The 14674-nt window shown below is 67.9% G+C and carries 15 protein-coding genes; 11 read left to right on the plus strand and 4 right to left on the minus strand.

Features of this window, described 5'->3' with window-relative positions; translation table 11 throughout:
* Positions 1-5 precede the first annotated feature (5 nt).
* Entirely contained in the window at positions 6-1247 is a 1242-nt protein-coding gene (locus tag N536_RS0129910; protein ID WP_029116985.1) for an FAD-dependent monooxygenase, read from the minus strand.
* An 80-nt stretch (positions 1248-1327) separates the two neighbouring features.
* Between N536_RS0129910 and N536_RS0129915 the strand changes: the two genes are divergently transcribed.
* A complete protein-coding gene (locus tag N536_RS0129915; protein ID WP_197040268.1) occupies positions 1328-1702 on the plus strand; it encodes a nuclear transport factor 2 family protein in 375 nt (124 codons plus the stop codon).
* 3 nt (positions 1703-1705) lie between these two features.
* Here the strand turns inward: N536_RS0129915 and N536_RS0129920 are convergent, their stop codons facing one another.
* Entirely contained in the window at positions 1706-2923 is a 1218-nt protein-coding gene (locus N536_RS0129920) for a serine hydrolase (protein ID WP_029116987.1), read from the minus strand.
* Positions 2924-3033: 110 nt separating this feature from the next.
* On the opposite strand from N536_RS0129920, the gene pyrR reads away from it, so the two are divergent.
* The 7 genes from pyrR to pyrF are packed head-to-tail and all read left to right on the plus strand — an operon-like array spanning position 3034 to position 11653.
* Entirely contained in the window at positions 3034-3609 is a 576-nt protein-coding gene (gene pyrR / locus N536_RS0129925) for a bifunctional pyr operon transcriptional regulator/uracil phosphoribosyltransferase PyrR (protein WP_369798485.1), read from the plus strand.
* Positions 3606-4559, plus strand: coding sequence for an aspartate carbamoyltransferase catalytic subunit (locus N536_RS0129930; RefSeq protein ID WP_029116989.1), 954 nt, complete (start codon positions 3606-3608; stop codon positions 4557-4559). The genes pyrR and N536_RS0129930 overlap by 4 nt, the downstream gene beginning before the upstream one ends.
* Positions 4556-5848 (plus strand): dihydroorotase, encoded by a 1293-nt coding sequence (locus tag N536_RS0129935; RefSeq protein WP_029116990.1) that lies wholly within the window; start codon positions 4556-4558, stop codon positions 5846-5848. Before N536_RS0129930 ends, N536_RS0129935 begins: the two co-directional genes overlap by 4 nt.
* Positions 5845-6348 carry a hypothetical protein gene (locus N536_RS0129940; protein WP_029116991.1) on the plus strand — a complete coding sequence of 168 codons (504 nt, stop codon included), beginning with the start codon at positions 5845-5847 and terminating at the stop codon, positions 6346-6348. The genes N536_RS0129935 and N536_RS0129940 overlap by 4 nt, the downstream gene beginning before the upstream one ends.
* 20 nt (positions 6349-6368) lie before the next feature.
* Complete coding sequence (carA, locus tag N536_RS0129945; protein ID WP_029116992.1) at positions 6369-7496, plus strand: glutamine-hydrolyzing carbamoyl-phosphate synthase small subunit; 1128 nt, start codon at positions 6369-6371, stop codon at positions 7494-7496.
* Positions 7497-10838, plus strand: a complete 3342-nt coding sequence (gene carB, locus N536_RS0129950; RefSeq protein WP_029116993.1) for a carbamoyl-phosphate synthase large subunit — start codon at positions 7497-7499, stop codon at positions 10836-10838.
* A complete protein-coding gene (gene pyrF / locus N536_RS0129955) occupies positions 10838-11653 on the plus strand; it encodes an orotidine-5'-phosphate decarboxylase (RefSeq protein WP_029116994.1) in 816 nt (271 codons plus the stop codon). The genes carB and pyrF overlap by 1 nt, the downstream gene beginning before the upstream one ends.
* Before the next feature lie 53 nt (positions 11654-11706).
* On the opposite strand, the gene N536_RS0129960 is transcribed toward pyrF, so the two are convergent.
* Together N536_RS0129960 and N536_RS0129965 are read right to left on the minus strand one after the other, a co-directional pair.
* The gene (locus tag N536_RS0129960; protein ID WP_029116995.1) at positions 11707-12024 is read right to left on the minus strand and encodes a hypothetical protein; all 318 of its coding nucleotides are present in this window, start codon (positions 12022-12024) and stop codon (positions 11707-11709) included.
* A 301-nt stretch (positions 12025-12325) separates the two neighbouring features.
* Positions 12326-12850: a hypothetical protein gene (locus tag N536_RS0129965; RefSeq protein ID WP_029116996.1), complete on the minus strand. Its 525-nt coding sequence runs from the start codon at positions 12848-12850 to the stop codon at positions 12326-12328.
* Between the two features lie 525 nt (positions 12851-13375).
* On the opposite strand from N536_RS0129965, the gene mihF reads away from it, so the two are divergent.
* The 3 genes from mihF to rpoZ are packed head-to-tail and all read left to right on the plus strand — an operon-like array spanning position 13376 to position 14665.
* Complete coding sequence (gene mihF / locus N536_RS0129970; RefSeq protein ID WP_029116997.1) at positions 13376-13699, plus strand: integration host factor, actinobacterial type; 324 nt, start codon at positions 13376-13378, stop codon at positions 13697-13699.
* 60 nt (positions 13700-13759) lie between these two features.
* On the plus strand, positions 13760-14350 hold the full coding sequence (gene gmk, locus N536_RS0129975) for a guanylate kinase (protein ID WP_029116998.1): 591 nt from the start codon (positions 13760-13762) through the stop codon (positions 14348-14350).
* Between the two features lie 18 nt (positions 14351-14368).
* On the plus strand, positions 14369-14665 hold the full coding sequence (gene rpoZ, locus N536_RS0129980; RefSeq protein ID WP_029116999.1) for a DNA-directed RNA polymerase subunit omega: 297 nt from the start codon (positions 14369-14371) through the stop codon (positions 14663-14665).
* The last annotated feature ends 9 nt before the right edge of the window (positions 14666-14674 follow it).

Here is a 14674-nt window from a genome sequence, read left to right on the forward strand (position 1 = left end):
GCCGGCTAGCGGCTAACTCGCGCGTAGTCCGGCAGTTCGATCGAATCGGCCGTGGTGAAGAACTTCTTGGCCGCGTACGACCGGAACGGCCAGCGCTGCATCCAGTTCATCACGATCGCCGTGATCGCGATGTCGGACTTCTTTACCGGCGCGTACCCGTCGAGGCCCGCGGGCAGGGCCTGGCACTTGTCGACGTAGGGTCGCATGATCTTCCCGTACCGCGCGAGTGCGTCGGTCACCCGCTCGGTGGTCAATCCGCCTTGTGCTGTGGCGATTTCGCCTTCGGCGGCACCCAGTTCGCCGCCGAGGACGTAGGCACCGACCAGCGCGAGGCTGGTGCCCATCCCGGACAGCGGTGACGCGCAGTAGCCGGCATCGCCGCACAGCGTCACCCTGCCCCGCGACCACGACTCCATGTGCACCTGCAGGAACGCGTCGAAGTAGAAGTCGTCGGCCTGCGCTGCCGCCTTGACGAGCTCACCGGCGTGCCAACCGGCGGCGGCGAACCTGTCCGCCAACAGCTTTCGCTGCCCATCGACGTCACGCCGGTCGTAGGTCAACGGCTCCGATCGAAAGGCCAGGCCCGCCTTGGCGATTGCCGGAACATGCGAGGGTCGCATCGACGCATTCAGCCCGCCTGGGGCCTGGTACATCAGATACCACCCATCCAAACCCGCGGTGTCGGGTGCGGTGAACCATGCGTTGTACCCGCCCAGCAGTTTCACGAACTGCTCCTCGGGACCGAACGTCAAGCGCCGCACCGCCGAATGGGGCCCGTCGGCGCCGACTACGAGATCCGCCCGCAGCCGGGTGCCGTCACTGAGCGTCACGTCGACGCCATCGTCACCCTGCTCCAGCGCCGTGATGCCGGTGCCGAAGCGGTAGTCGACCCGGTCCTTGGTGTGTTGGTAGAGCGCGTCGACCAGATCGCCGCGCAGGATCTCCAGCTTGGAGACCACGCCATTGCCGTCGAACGCTTCAACCGGCATCTCGGCCCGGCGACTGCCGTCGGCGCGAACCCAGGCGATGCCGCGCTGCGGTAGGGAGCGGTCGACCATCTCCTCGAGCAGTCCCATGCGTTGCACGACGTCGCGTCCGGCGCCGCGTAGGTCGACCGTCTGACCGCCCGGGCGGATGCCGGGCGCCAGCTCGACGACCATCACGCGATAGCCGTCGTCGGCAAGCCAGTGGGCCAACGCGGGTCCGGCGACACCGGCGCCACTGATCAGGATGGTGGGTTGCGTCATGGCGTTAAGCGTATGTCATACGCATTGGTGGCGACGACCCGATGGCGCAACCATTCCTCGAAACTGGGTATCCGCCGCGCATGTCCAACATCGACCTCGATTCCTTGCTCGAACTGGAACGCGCAGGCTGGGATTCGCTGTGCCAGGCCACCGGCTCGGAGTTCTACGGCGACGTCATGCTGCCCAACGCGCTCATGGTGCTGGCCAACGGCATGGTGATGGACCGCGACACCGTGGTCGCGGCGCTGTCGCAGTCACCGCCGTGGCGCACCTACGACATTGACGACGCCCGGCTGATCGAAGTCGACGCCGACAACGCGGTGCTGGTCTACACCGGAACCGGATACCGCGACGGCGAAGAACCCGCGTTCGTCGGGGCGATGGCCAGTGCGTACCACCGCACCGACGACGGATGGAAGCTCGCGCTGTACACGCAGACCCGGATCGACGGCTGACCCTCAGGCCTCCAGCGCCTGATAGGTGCGCCGCACGAATCGTGGCTGCGCGGTCTGCAGCCGGGCCAGCGACGTGTTGCCCGCCACGGCGGCGGCCGTGTCACCGCTCAGGTCGGGCAGGTTCTGCACCAGGTACAGCATGATCAGATCCGCCGACGGATCGGCCTGCCACCACGTGCCGTATGCGCCCGGCCAACTGAACGTGCCCAGCCCGCCCGGCCCGTACAGCTGACGTGACTTCGCGGGATCGGTCACCACCGACAGGTTCAGCCCGAAGCCACGCCCATTCCAGAACGGCATGCCAAGGAAGGGGTGGCGCTTCTGCTCGTCGGTCAGCCGGTCGGTGCGCATCAACCGCACCGACTCCTCCGACAGCACCCGCACGCCGTCCACGACGCCGCCGCCGAGGAGCATGCGGGCGAAGGTGAGGTAGTCGTCGGCCGTCGACCACAGCCCGGCGCCGCCCGCACAGAACGTCGGCAGGGCCACGCTGGCCGGCCCCATGACGTCGTCGCGCAGCGTCGGCTGGTCGCCGGTGGACTCGTCGAGCTTGTACATCGTCGCCGCGCGCCTGCGCCCCTGCTGGGTCACCGCGAAACCGGTGTCCGTCATGCCGAGCGGCTCGAAGATCCGGTCGGCCAGAATCTCCGACAGTGGTTTGCCCTCGATCCTGGACAACGCGATGCCCAGCACGTCGGTGGCATGGCTGTAGGTGAGCCGATCACCGGGCTGGTGCGCCAGCGGCAGCGCAGCGAGCTCGGTCAGCCAGCGGTCCTGATCCTGACGAAACATCAACTTGCCGTAGGCCCGCGACAGCGGGGGACCGACGGAAAAGCCATACGCCAGGCCGCTGCGGTGCGTCATGAGGTCGTCGAATGTGATCGGCCGGCGCAGCGGCACGGTCCTGTCCAGTGGTCCAGCCGGGTCGGCCATCACCCGCAACTGCGCCAGTTCGGGCAGGTACGGCGCCACGGCGTCGCCGAGCGCGAACTTGCCCTCCTCGACCATCGTCATCGCGGCCGCGACGGTGATGGGCTTGCTCATCGACGCGATCCGGAAGACGGTGTCACGCTGCATCGGAAGGCCCGCGTGGACGTCGCGGTACCCGAGTTCGTTGACCTGCAGCACCTTGCCGCCCTGCCATACCAGCGTGACCGCACCGGCGAGCAGGCCCGCGTCGATCACCTCGCGGATGGACGCCTGATTGCCGTCGAGATTCACCGGGCCAGCCTAGCCAGCCTCTCGAGCGCAGGCTCGCGAGTGTTAAGCTGCCCGGCAGTTCGACGTCCTTTAACGATCCGTCCCGAGAGGCGGAGAAGGAGGTCCAGGTCATCTTGGGTGCCCCAAGCCCCGACCGGGAATTGATGTCCGCCGCAGACGTAGGCCGGACCATCTCGCGCATCGCGCACCAAATCATCGAGAAGACCGCCCTCGACGGTCCTGATGCACCGCGCGTCGTGCTGCTCGGCATCCCCACCCGCGGCGTCACGCTCGCCGCCCGGCTGGTCGACAAGATCAACGAATTCGCAGGCGTCACGGTCTCGGCAGGCGCGCTGGACGTCACGCTGTACCGCGACGACCTCAACTTCAAGCCACCCCGCCCCCTCGAGGACACGTCGATCCCCGACGGCGGCATCGACGACGCAGTGGTGGTACTGGTCGACGACGTGCTGTACTCCGGCCGAACCGTGCGGGCCGCGCTCGACGCGTTGCGCGACGTGGGCCGGCCGCGCGCGGTCCAACTGGCCGCTCTGGTCGACCGCGGCCATCGAGAGCTGCCGTTGCGCGCCGACTACGTCGGCAAGAACGTTCCCACCTCCCGCAACGACAACATCAAGGTTCTGTTGACCGAGCACGACGGCCGCGACGGGGTGCTGATCGCGTCGCACGGAGGGCCCCCACGATGAGCAGACATCTCCTTTCCGCCGCCGACCTGACTCGGGATGAAGCGACCGCGATCCTCGACGACGCCGACCGGTTTCGCGAAGCCCTGCTCGGCCGCGAGGTCAAGAAGCTTCCGACGCTGCGCGGCCGCACGGTGATCACGATGTTCTACGAAAACTCGACGCGCACCCGGGTGTCCTTCGAGGTCGCGGGTAAGTGGATGAGCGCCGACGTGATCAACGTCAGCTCGTCGGGGTCGTCGGTGGCGAAGGGCGAATCGCTGCGCGACACCGCGCTGACGCTGCGGGCAGCCGGCGCCGACGCGCTGATCATCCGGCACCCGGCATCCGGTGCGGCGCAACAACTTGCGGAGTGGACGGTCGAAGAGGCCAGCACCGGACCATCGGTGATCAACGCCGGCGACGGCACGCACGAACATCCGACGCAGGCGCTGCTCGACGCGCTGACCATCCGCCAGCGACTGGGCACGATCGAGGGCAAGCGGGTCGTCATCGTGGGCGACGTCCTGCACAGCCGGGTGGCCCGGTCCAACGTCCTGTTGCTGGCCACTCTCGGTGCCGAGGTGGTGCTGGTCGCCCCTCCCACGCTGCTGCCGGTCGGGGTGTCCGGTTGGCCCGTGACGGTGTCGCACGACCTGGACGCCGAACTGCCCGCCGCCGACGTAGTGCTGATGCTGCGGGTGCAGGCCGAACGGATGAACGGCGGTTTCTTCCCGTCCGCCCGAGAGTATTCGGTGCTGTACGGGCTGTCGGAGAAGCGCCAGGCGATGCTGCCCGGCGACGCGGTGGTGCTGCATCCCGGTCCGATGCTGCGCGGCATGGAGATCTCGTCGACCGTGGCCGATTCATCGCAATCCGCCGTGCTGCAACAGGTTTCGAACGGTGTACACGTGCGGATGGCCGTGTTGTTCCACTTGCTGGTCGGCGCGGAACGAGAGGCGATCAGCGCATGAGGGTCCTAATTCGCAACCTACGTCCCTACGGCGAGGGTGACCCCGTCGACGTCCTGGTCGAGGACGGCCAGATCGCTGGCATCGGTGCGGAACTCGCGGTGCCGGATGACGCCGACGTGATCGACGCCTCGGGTCAGGTGTTGCTGCCGGGATTCGTCGACCTGCACACCCATCTGCGGGAGCCCGGCCGGGAGTACGCCGAGGACATCGAAACCGGTTCGGCCGCCGCTGCTCTGGGCGGTTACACCGCGGTGTTCGCGATGGCGAACACCAGCCCTGTCGCCGACAGTCCAGTGGTCACCGACCACGTCTGGCACCGTGGTCAGCAGGTCGGGCTGGTCGACGTCCACCCGGTCGGGGCCGTCACCGTTGGGCTGGCGGGCACGCAGCTGACCGAGATGGGCCTGATGGCCGCCGGGGTCGGACGCGTCAGGATGTTCTCCGACGACGGCATCTGCGTGCACGACCCGCTGATGATGCGCCGCGCCCTGGAGTACGCCAGCGGCCTTGGCGTGCTGATCGCCCAGCACGCCGAGGAGCCCCGGCTCACCGTCGGTGCAGTTGCCCACGAGGGCCCGAACGCCGCGCGGCTCGGCCTGTCCGGATGGCCGCGCGCCGCGGAGGAATCGATCGTTGCCCGCGACGCGTTGCTTGCCCGCGATGCAGGGGCGCGGGTGCACATCTGTCACGCGTCGACCGCGGGAACCGTGGAGATCATCAGATGGGCCAAGCAGCAAGGCATCTCGATCACCGCGGAGGTCACCCCGCACCACCTCCTGCTCGACGATTCGCGGCTGGCCAGCTACGACGGCCGCAATCGGGTGACCCCGCCGCTGCGCGAGGCCGATGACGCCCAGGCGCTGCGTCAAGCGCTGGCCGACGGCGTCATCGACTGCGTCGCCACCGACCACGCCCCACACGCCGAGCACGAGAAGATGTGCGAGTTCGCCGCCGCCCGCCCGGGCATGCTCGGGCTGCAGACGGCGCTGTCGGTCGTGGTCGAAACCATGGTTCAGACCGGGCTGCTGACGTGGCGCGACGTCGCCAGGGTGATGAGCGAGGAGCCCGCCCGCATCGTCGGGTTACCGGATCAGGGCCGCCCGTTGGAGGTCGGCGAACCGGCCAACCTCACCGTGGTCGACCCCGATGCCAGCTGGACCGTCGCTGGAACGGAACTCGCCAGCCGGTCGGACAACACCCCGTTCGAGTCGATGACGCTGCCCGCCGTGGTGACGTTGACGATGCTGCGCGGCAAGGTCACGGCGCGGGACGGGAAGAGTCCGGCATGAACACCCCGACCTTGGTGGCGTCGCTGATCATGGCGGCCGTGCTGGCGGTGTTGATCGCGTTCTTCATCCGGCAGATGATGCGTGGCTGGTTGCGCCGCGCCCAGCGGCAGGCCGAGCTGATCGGCACGCTGCCGCCGCTGCCGGACACCGTCGGGCCCGCGCTCATCCCGGCGACCAAGGGGCTTTACGTGGGCAGCACCATCGCACCGAGCTGGCAGGACCGAATCGCCGTTGGCGACTTGGGTTTCCGCAGCAAGGCCACGCTCACCCGCTACCCGGAGGGAATCATGGTGCAGCGCACCGGCGCGACGCCCATCTGGATTCCCGACGAGGCCATCACGGTCATCCGCAGGGAACGGGGAATCGCGGGCAAGGCACTGACGCATGACGGCATCCTCGCCATCAGGTGGCGACTGCCGTCGGGCACCGAAATCGACACCGGGTTCCGCGGCGACGACCGTCGCGACCTGGCCAACTGGGTTGAGGAGGACGTGGCGTGATCAGCGACACGCGAAGCGGATTGCGCGCCAGCACGGCGGTCCTGGTGCTGGAGGACGGCCGGGTCTTCATGGGCACCCCGTTCGGCGCGGTGGGGCAGACCCTGGGTGAGGCGGTGTTCAGCACCGGCATGTCCGGCTACCAGGAGACATTGACCGATCCGAGCTACCACGGGCAGATCGTCGTCGCGACGGCGCCGCAGATCGGCAACACCGGCTGGAACCACGAAGACGCCGAGAGCCGCGGCGACAAGATCTGGGTGGCCGGTTACGCCGTCCGTGACCCGTCGCCGCGCGCGTCGAACTGGCGGGCCACCGGCACGCTCGACGACGAACTGGTCCGTCAGGGCGTCGTGGGCATTGCGGGCATCGACACCAGGGCCGTGGTGCGCCACCTGCGCACCGTCGGGTCCATGCGGGCAGGCGTGTTCTCTGGAGATGCGCTCGCGCCGACCGACGAACTGCTGGAGCGCGTCCTCGGCCAGTCCTCGATGCTGGGTGCTGACCTTGCCGGCGAGGTCAGCACCGACGCCGCCTACGTCGTGGAACCCGATGGAGCGCAACGGTTCACCGTGGCCGCTCTTGACCTCGGCATCAAGACGAACACGCCCCGCAACTTCGCCCGTCGCGGCATCCGCAGTCACGTGCTGCCCTCGTCGGTGACCTTCGACGAGATCGCCGAGCTCAATCCGGACGGCGTCTTCCTGTCCAACGGGCCGGGCGACCCGGCCACCGCCGACCACGTGGTCGGGGTGACGCAGCAAGTGCTCGCCGCGGGAATCCCGTTGTTCGGCATCTGCTTCGGCAACCAGATCCTGGGCCGGGCGTTGGGCCGGTCGACCTACAAGATGGTGTTCGGCCACCGCGGCATCAACGTGCCGGTGATGGACCATGCCACGGGCCGCGTCGCCGTCACCGCGCAGAACCACGGCTTTGCGCTGGAGGGGGAGGCGGGTGAGGAGTTCGACACGCCGTTCGGGCGGGCCGTGGTCAGCCACACCTGCGCCAACGACGGCGTCGTCGAGGGAATCAAACTCGTTGACGGAAGGGCGTTCTCGGTGCAGTACCATCCCGAGGCCGCGGCCGGTCCACACGACGCCAACTACCTGTTCGACCAATTCGTCGACCTGATGGCAGGGGAGCACCGCTAGATGCCACGCCGCAAAGATCTCAACCACGTTCTGGTCATCGGCTCGGGGCCCATCGTGATCGGGCAGGCCTGCGAGTTCGACTACTCCGGCACGCAGGCCTGCCGCGTGCTGCGCGCCGAGGGCCTGCAGGTGAGCCTGGTCAACTCCAATCCGGCGACCATCATGACCGACCCCGAGTACGCCGACAACACCTACGTCGAGCCCATCACCGCGGAGTTCGTCGAGAAGGTGATCGCGCAACAAGCCGAGCGCGGCAACAAGATCGACGCATTGCTCGCCACGCTCGGTGGTCAGACCGCGCTCAACACGGCCGTCGCGCTGTACGAGAACGGTGCCCTCGAGCGGCACGGCGTCGAGATGATCGGCGCGGACTTCGAGGCCATCCAGCGGGGCGAGGACCGGCAGCGGTTCAAGGACATCGTCGCGAAGGTCGGCGGCGAGTCCGCGAAGTCGGCGGTCTGCTTCACCATGGACGAGGTCCGCGAGACCGTCGCGGAACTCGGCCTGCCGGTCGTCGTTCGCCCCTCCTTCACGATGGGCGGCCTCGGCTCCGGCATGGCGCACTCGGTCGAGGACGTCGAGCGGATGGCGGGCTACGGGCTGGCCTCGTCGCCGAGTGCCAACGTGCTGATCGAGGAATCGATCTACGGCTGGAAGGAATTCGAGCTCGAATTGATGCGTGACCACCACGACAACGTGGTGGTGGTCTGTTCGATCGAGAACTTCGATCCGATGGGCGTGCACACCGGCGACTCGGTCACCGTCGCACCCGCGATGACTTTGACCGACCGCGAGTATCAGACCATGCGCGACTTGGGCATCGCCATCCTGCGCGAGGTCGGCGTCGACACCGGTGGCTGCAACATCCAGTTCGCCATCAATCCGGCCGACGGCCGCCTCATCGTCATCGAGATGAACCCGCGGGTGTCCCGATCCAGTGCGCTGGCGTCCAAGGCCACGGGTTTCCCGATCGCCAAGATCGCCGCCAAGCTGGCCATCGGCTACACCCTGGACGAGATCGTCAACGACATCACCAAGGAGACGCCGGCTTGCTTCGAGCCGACGCTGGACTACGTCGTGGTCAAGGCGCCGCGGTTCGCGTTCGAGAAGTTCCCGGGCGCCGACCCCACGCTGACCACCACGATGAAGTCCGTCGGCGAGGCAATGTCGTTGGGCCGCAACTTCATCGAGGCGCTTGGCAAGGTCATGCGGTCGCTGGAAACCGGACGGGCCGGGTTCTGGACGGGCGAGGACCCAGACGTCACGGTCGACGAACTGCTGGACCGGCTGCGTACCCCGACCGACGGCAGGCTCTACGACATCGAGCTGGCCCTGCGACTGGGCGGCAGCGTCGAGAGCGTCGCCGAGGCGTCCGGCGTCGACCCGTGGTTCGTCGAGCAGATCGGCGGACTGGTGGAGCTGTGGGCCGAGCTGCGCGGTGCGCCGGTGCTCGACGAGGACTTGCTGCGCAGGGCGAAGCACAGCGGTCTGTCGGACCGCCAAATCGCGGCATTGCGAACCGAACTCGCGGGCGAGGTGGGCGTTCGCGCGCTGCGCCAGCGGCTCGGCATCCACCCCGTGTACAAGACCGTGGATACCTGCGCGGCCGAGTTCGAGGCCAAGACGCCCTATCACTACAGCAGCTACGAACTCGACCCCGCCGCCGAGACCGAGGTGGCGCCGCAGACCGAGAAGCCCAAGGTCCTGATCCTGGGGTCCGGGCCGAACCGGATCGGCCAGGGCATCGAATTCGACTACAGCTGCGTGCACGCCGCCACCACGCTGAGCGAGGCCGGCTTCGAGACGGTCATGGTCAACTGCAACCCGGAGACGGTGTCGACCGACTACGACACCGCCGACCGGCTGTACTTCGAGCCGCTCACCTTCGAGGACGTGCTGGAGGTGTACTACGCCGAGTGCGCTTCTGGCGCAGGCGGTCCCGGCGTCACCGGTGTGATCGTGCAGCTGGGCGGCCAGACGCCGCTGGGCCTGGCACAGCGGCTCGCCGACGCGGGCGTCCCCATCGTCGGCACCAGCCCCAAGGCGATCGACCTCGCCGAGGACCGAGGCGAGTTCGGCGAGGTGCTCAAGAACGCGGGGTTGCCTGCGCCGCGGTTCGGCATGGCCACCAGCTTCGAGCAGGCCCGTCGCATCGCTGCCGACATCGGCTACCCGGTGCTGGTGCGGCCGTCCTACGTGCTCGGCGGCCGCGGCATGGAGATCGTGTACGACGACGAGACGTTGCGCGGGTACATCACCCGCGCCACCGAACTGTCGCCCGAACACCCGGTGCTGGTCGACCGGTTCCTCGAGGACGCCATCGAGATCGACGTCGACGCGTTGTGCGACGGCAGCGAGGTGTACATCGGCGGCGTGATGGAGCACATCGAGGAGGCCGGGATCCACTCCGGCGACTCGGCGTGCGCGCTGCCTCCCGTCACGTTGGGCCGGCAGGACATCGCCGCGGTCCGGCACGCCACCGAGGCGATCGCCCACGGCATCGGCGTGGTGGGGCTGCTCAACGTGCAGTACGCGCTCAAGGACGACGTGCTCTACGTGCTCGAGGCCAATCCGCGCGCGAGCCGCACCGTGCCGTTCGTGTCGAAGGCCACTGCCGTCCCGCTGGCCAAGGCGTGCGCGCGGATCATGTTGGGCGCCACGATCGCCCAACTCCGGGAGGAAGGCGTTCTCGCCAAGACCGGCGACGGCGCGAACTTCTCATCGCGTGGCCCCATCGCGGTGAAGGAGGCGGTCCTGCCGTTCAACCGGTTCCGCAAGGCCGACGGCTCACAGGTGGACTCGTTGCTCGGACCGGAGATGAAGTCCACGGGCGAAGTGATGGGCATCGACCGCGACTTCGGCACGGCCTTCGCCAAGAGTCAGACCGCCGCCTACGGTTCGTTGCCATCAGAGGGCACGGTCTTCGTCTCGGTGGCCAACCGGGACAAGCGCTCGCTGGTGTTCCCGGTCAAGCGGCTCGCCGACCTCGGCTTCCGCGTGCTGGCCACGGAGGGCACTGCCGAGATGTTGCGCCGCAACGGCATTCCATGCGACGAGGTACGCAAGCACTTCGAGGAGGCCACTCCCGACCGGCCCGCCATGTCAGCCGTCGAAGCGATCCGCGCAGGCGAGGTAGACATGGTGATCAACACGCCGTACGGAAACTCGGGGCCGCGCATCGACGGCTACGAGATCCGGTCGGCCGCGGTGGCGATGAACATCCCGTGCGTCACGACGGTGCAGGGTGCATCGGCCGCAGTGCAGGGCATCGAAGCGGGCATCCGTGGCGACATCGGCGTGCTGTCACTGCAGGAACTGCACAGCAGGCTCGGCGCCTCGTAGTGGCGGGGTTCGGGGCGCGACTCGCCGCCGCCACGGCAGAGCGGGGGCCGCTGTGCCTTGGCATCGACCCCCATCCCGAGCTGCTGACGGCATGGGGGTTGACCGTGGACGCCGACGGCCTCGCAGCATTCTGCGACATCTGTGTCGAGGCCTATGCGGGTTTCGCCGTGGTCAAGCCGCAGGTGGCGTTCTTCGAAAGCCATGGTGCGGCCGGTTACTCGGTGCTCGAGCGCACCATCGCCGCGTTGCGCGAGTCCGGGGTCCTGGTTTTGGCGGACGCCAAGCGAGGTGACATCGGCACGACGATGGCGGCGTACGCCGCGGCGTGGGCCGGTGACTCGCCGCTGGCGTGCGACGCCGTGACCGCGTCCCCGTACCTCGGTTTCGGCTCGCTGCGACCGCTGTTGGACACTGCCGCAACGCACGGCCGCGGGGTGTTCGTGTTGGCGGCGACGTCCAATCCCGAAGGTGCGAGCGTGCAGGGCGCCACCGTGAACGGCCGCACCGTCGCCCAGTCCATCGTCGACGACGCGGGCGCCGAGAACCGGTCGTCGGGAACGGGTTCGGTAGGTGTCGTGGTCGGTGGCACCTTGTCCGAGGTTCCCGACTTGCGAGCGCTCGGCGGACCCGTGTTGGTGCCGGGAATCGGTGCCCAGGGCGGTCGGACCGACGCGCTCGACGAGTTGGGTGGTGCGGCGCCGGGAACGGTGTTGCCCGCGGTGTCCCGCGAGGTGCTGCGCGCAGGTCCCGACGTGGCCGCGGTGCGGGCGGCAGGGGAGCGGATGCGCGACGCGGTGGCATATCTGGCCGGATAGACGCAGCGGCGGGCCACCGTTGCCGATGACCCGCCGCGCTGCTTCCCTGTGGCTTACAGCGGAATCCAGATGGGGCCGAACCAGAAACCCCACCCGTTGCCGTCGCCGGCGGGCACCGGGTACACCTGTTGACCGTTCCAGTTGAACGGCTGATGGTCCTGACGACCCTGGTCGATGCCGCGGTGGTTCCAGTCGACCGGACCGTTCCCACGGTCGTCGTGGTGGTCGTACCCGCCGCAGGGCGGGGCGCCCGGGCGGTCGCAGTTCTGCCACGGCTCCGCACTTGCCGTCCCGAGGCCGACCCCGAGTATGCCCGCGATTCCGATTCCGGCCGCCATCGTTGACGTGCACAAGATTCGCTTGAAAGTCATTCTCTCACTCCATTTCTCATCGATGCAGCGATCGTCGCGGCACGTGCAGTGACGTTATGGCGCCGAAATGGGTTGGCTCTGTGGTGGTGATGTGTCTCGCCTGTGCGAGCGATAACGGTTTGCTAAACCGATGACCGCCACCAGGATCTGCGCCGACTGTGAACGTGACGAGATTCTGCGGGCGAATTCATCGTGACGCGCACAGTGGCGGGCTGCGCCGTTCGAGAGGTCAACAAGAAACACCGCGGCCGGCGATGTCGCCATCGCCGGCCGCGGTGTTTCGCTTCCTCCTACCGACCCGTCACAGCGGGATCCAGATGCCGAAGAACCAGAAGCCCCAGTTGTTGAAGTCGGGGTTGAAGATCGGTTGCACCCAGCTGCCGTTGTAGTTGAACGGCTGATGGTCGAACCTGCCCTGGTCGATCCCACGCCAGCCCAGGTCGGGCGGCGGTGGCGGTGGGGGCCCGCCGGGATCGCCGAAGTGCGAGCGGCCCGGATCGTCACCCCACGGTGGTCCACCTTGATCGCGATCGCCGCCAGGGCCGCCGCGGCGATCGAACCCGCCGGGTCCGTCGTTTCGACCGCCCGGATCGCCAGGAGGTCCGCCGGGTCCGTTGTCGTGCTGCTGAGGCGGTCCTCCCGGGCCGCCTGGCCCGCCAGGCCCATTTTGCCCGCCGGGACCACCCGGTCCCTGGCAGTCGACGCCCTGAGGTCCGCACGGGGGCGGACCGGGCTGTGCGGCGGCGAGCCCGGCCCCGGCGGTCAATGCGGAGGCACCGACGCCGATCGCGATCACGGAGGCACATGTCATGCGTTTGAGATGCATGGCCATCTTTCCTTTCGGGGCGTTCGAGACGCCCTGATCAACCCGACCGCCGCACGCTATGCAGACAACCTGTGCGGGAGCTTTCTTCTGCTTATGAGTGGCCTACGTGACAGGTGTAACTGGAGTGACGGTCGTGACGTCGTCATCGTGCGCGCGGACCGCTCCGACACGCCCGACACGCGGTGACCAGCGAAAATTTCTCAACCAGGGGGTCGGTCGGGCGGCCTATGGGCACCCGCGTGATCACTCGAGCCGGCGCGCGATCGGCCGCGGGCGGCCAAAACCCCCGATATGCAGGCACATCGCTGACCGACGGGCCGGAAACGGCGCCAATCGGCGGTGATGGCGCGTGGCGGGCCGCGTCGAGCAATCGCTCTACACGCTGGACTTTTGACGCCAAAACCGGGGGGTGGGGTTAGCTTTCGTCAGCCAGCGTGGGTACGGTCGTCGACGCTGGCTGGTTCTCCTACCAGTCAAGACAGAAGATGACGGCCGTAAAGAGATGACCGAGAGACGGAGGAACCCGTGGCCCTTCCCCAGTTGACCGACGAACAGCGCGCGGCAGCGTTGGAGAAGGCTGCTGCCGCACGTCGAGCGCGAGCTGAGCTCAAGGACAGGCTCAAGCGTGGCGGCACCAACCTCAAGCAGGTCCTCAAGGACGCCGAGTCCGACGAGGTCTTGGGCAAGATGAAGGTTTCTGCACTGCTCGAGGCGTTGCCCAAGGTGGGCAAGGTCAAGGCGCAGGAGATCATGACCGAGCTCGAGATCGCCCCGACCCGCCGCCTGCGTGGTCTCGGTGATCGTCAGCGCAAGGCCTTGCTGGAGAAGTTCGACTTCACCAGCGATTAGTGAACGCCGGCCGAGGGGCCGGACAGCGATGAGCGCTTGCGCGAATAGCCGAGATGCGCGATGAGCCGCGTCGTGGTGCTGTCCGGTCCCTCCGCCGTCGGCAAGTCGACCGTCGTGCGCTGCCTGCGCGACCGGCTTCCCGACCTTCACTTCAGCGTCTCCGCAACCACCAGAGCGCCCCGCCCGGGCGAGGTGGACGGCGTCGACTACGCGTTCGTCACTCCGGAACGGTTCCAGCAGCTCATCGACGACGGCGAACTCCTGGAATGGGCCGAAATACACGGTGGCCTGCACCGTTCCGGCACGCCTGCCGAACCCGTCCGTGCCGCCGCACGGTCCGGACGCCCCGTCCTCATCGAGGTCGACCTCGCCGGTGCCCGGTCGGTCAAGGCCGCCATGCCCGACGCGCTGACGGTCTTCCTCGCGCCGCCGAGCTGGGAGGCCTTGGAGGCCAGATTGGTCGGCCGGGGGACCGAGAGCCCCGAAGTAATGGCACGCCGGCTCGACACCGCGCGGGCCGAACTGGCCGCCCAACATACCTTTGACAAAGTGGTCGTCAACAGCCAATTGGAGTCCGCGTGCGCGGAATTGGTATCCTTGCTGGTGGGCGACACGCCGAAGACGGCGCACATCGACCCAACAGCTAGCTAGCTTTCAGGAGATTTCTTAGTGATCACGCCTGTCGAGAGCCTCGACTCCGACGCAGCAAATGCCTACGACACGCCGCTGGGCATCACCAACCCGCCCATCGACGAGTTGCTCGATCGGGCGTCGAGCAAGTACGCGCTGGTCATCTACGCCGCGAAGCGCGCGCGCCAGATCAACGACTACTACAACCAGCTCGGCGACGGCATCCTCGAGTACGTCGGCCCGCTGGTCGAGCCCGGCCTCCAGGAAAAGCCCCTGTCGATCGCGATGCGGGAAATCCACGCCGACCTGCTCGAGCACTCCGAGGGCGAGCAGTAGCCAGGCCGC

Source organism: Mycobacterium sp. URHB0044 (assembly GCF_000620625.1).
Lineage (GTDB): Bacteria > Actinomycetota > Actinomycetes > Mycobacteriales > Mycobacteriaceae > Mycobacterium.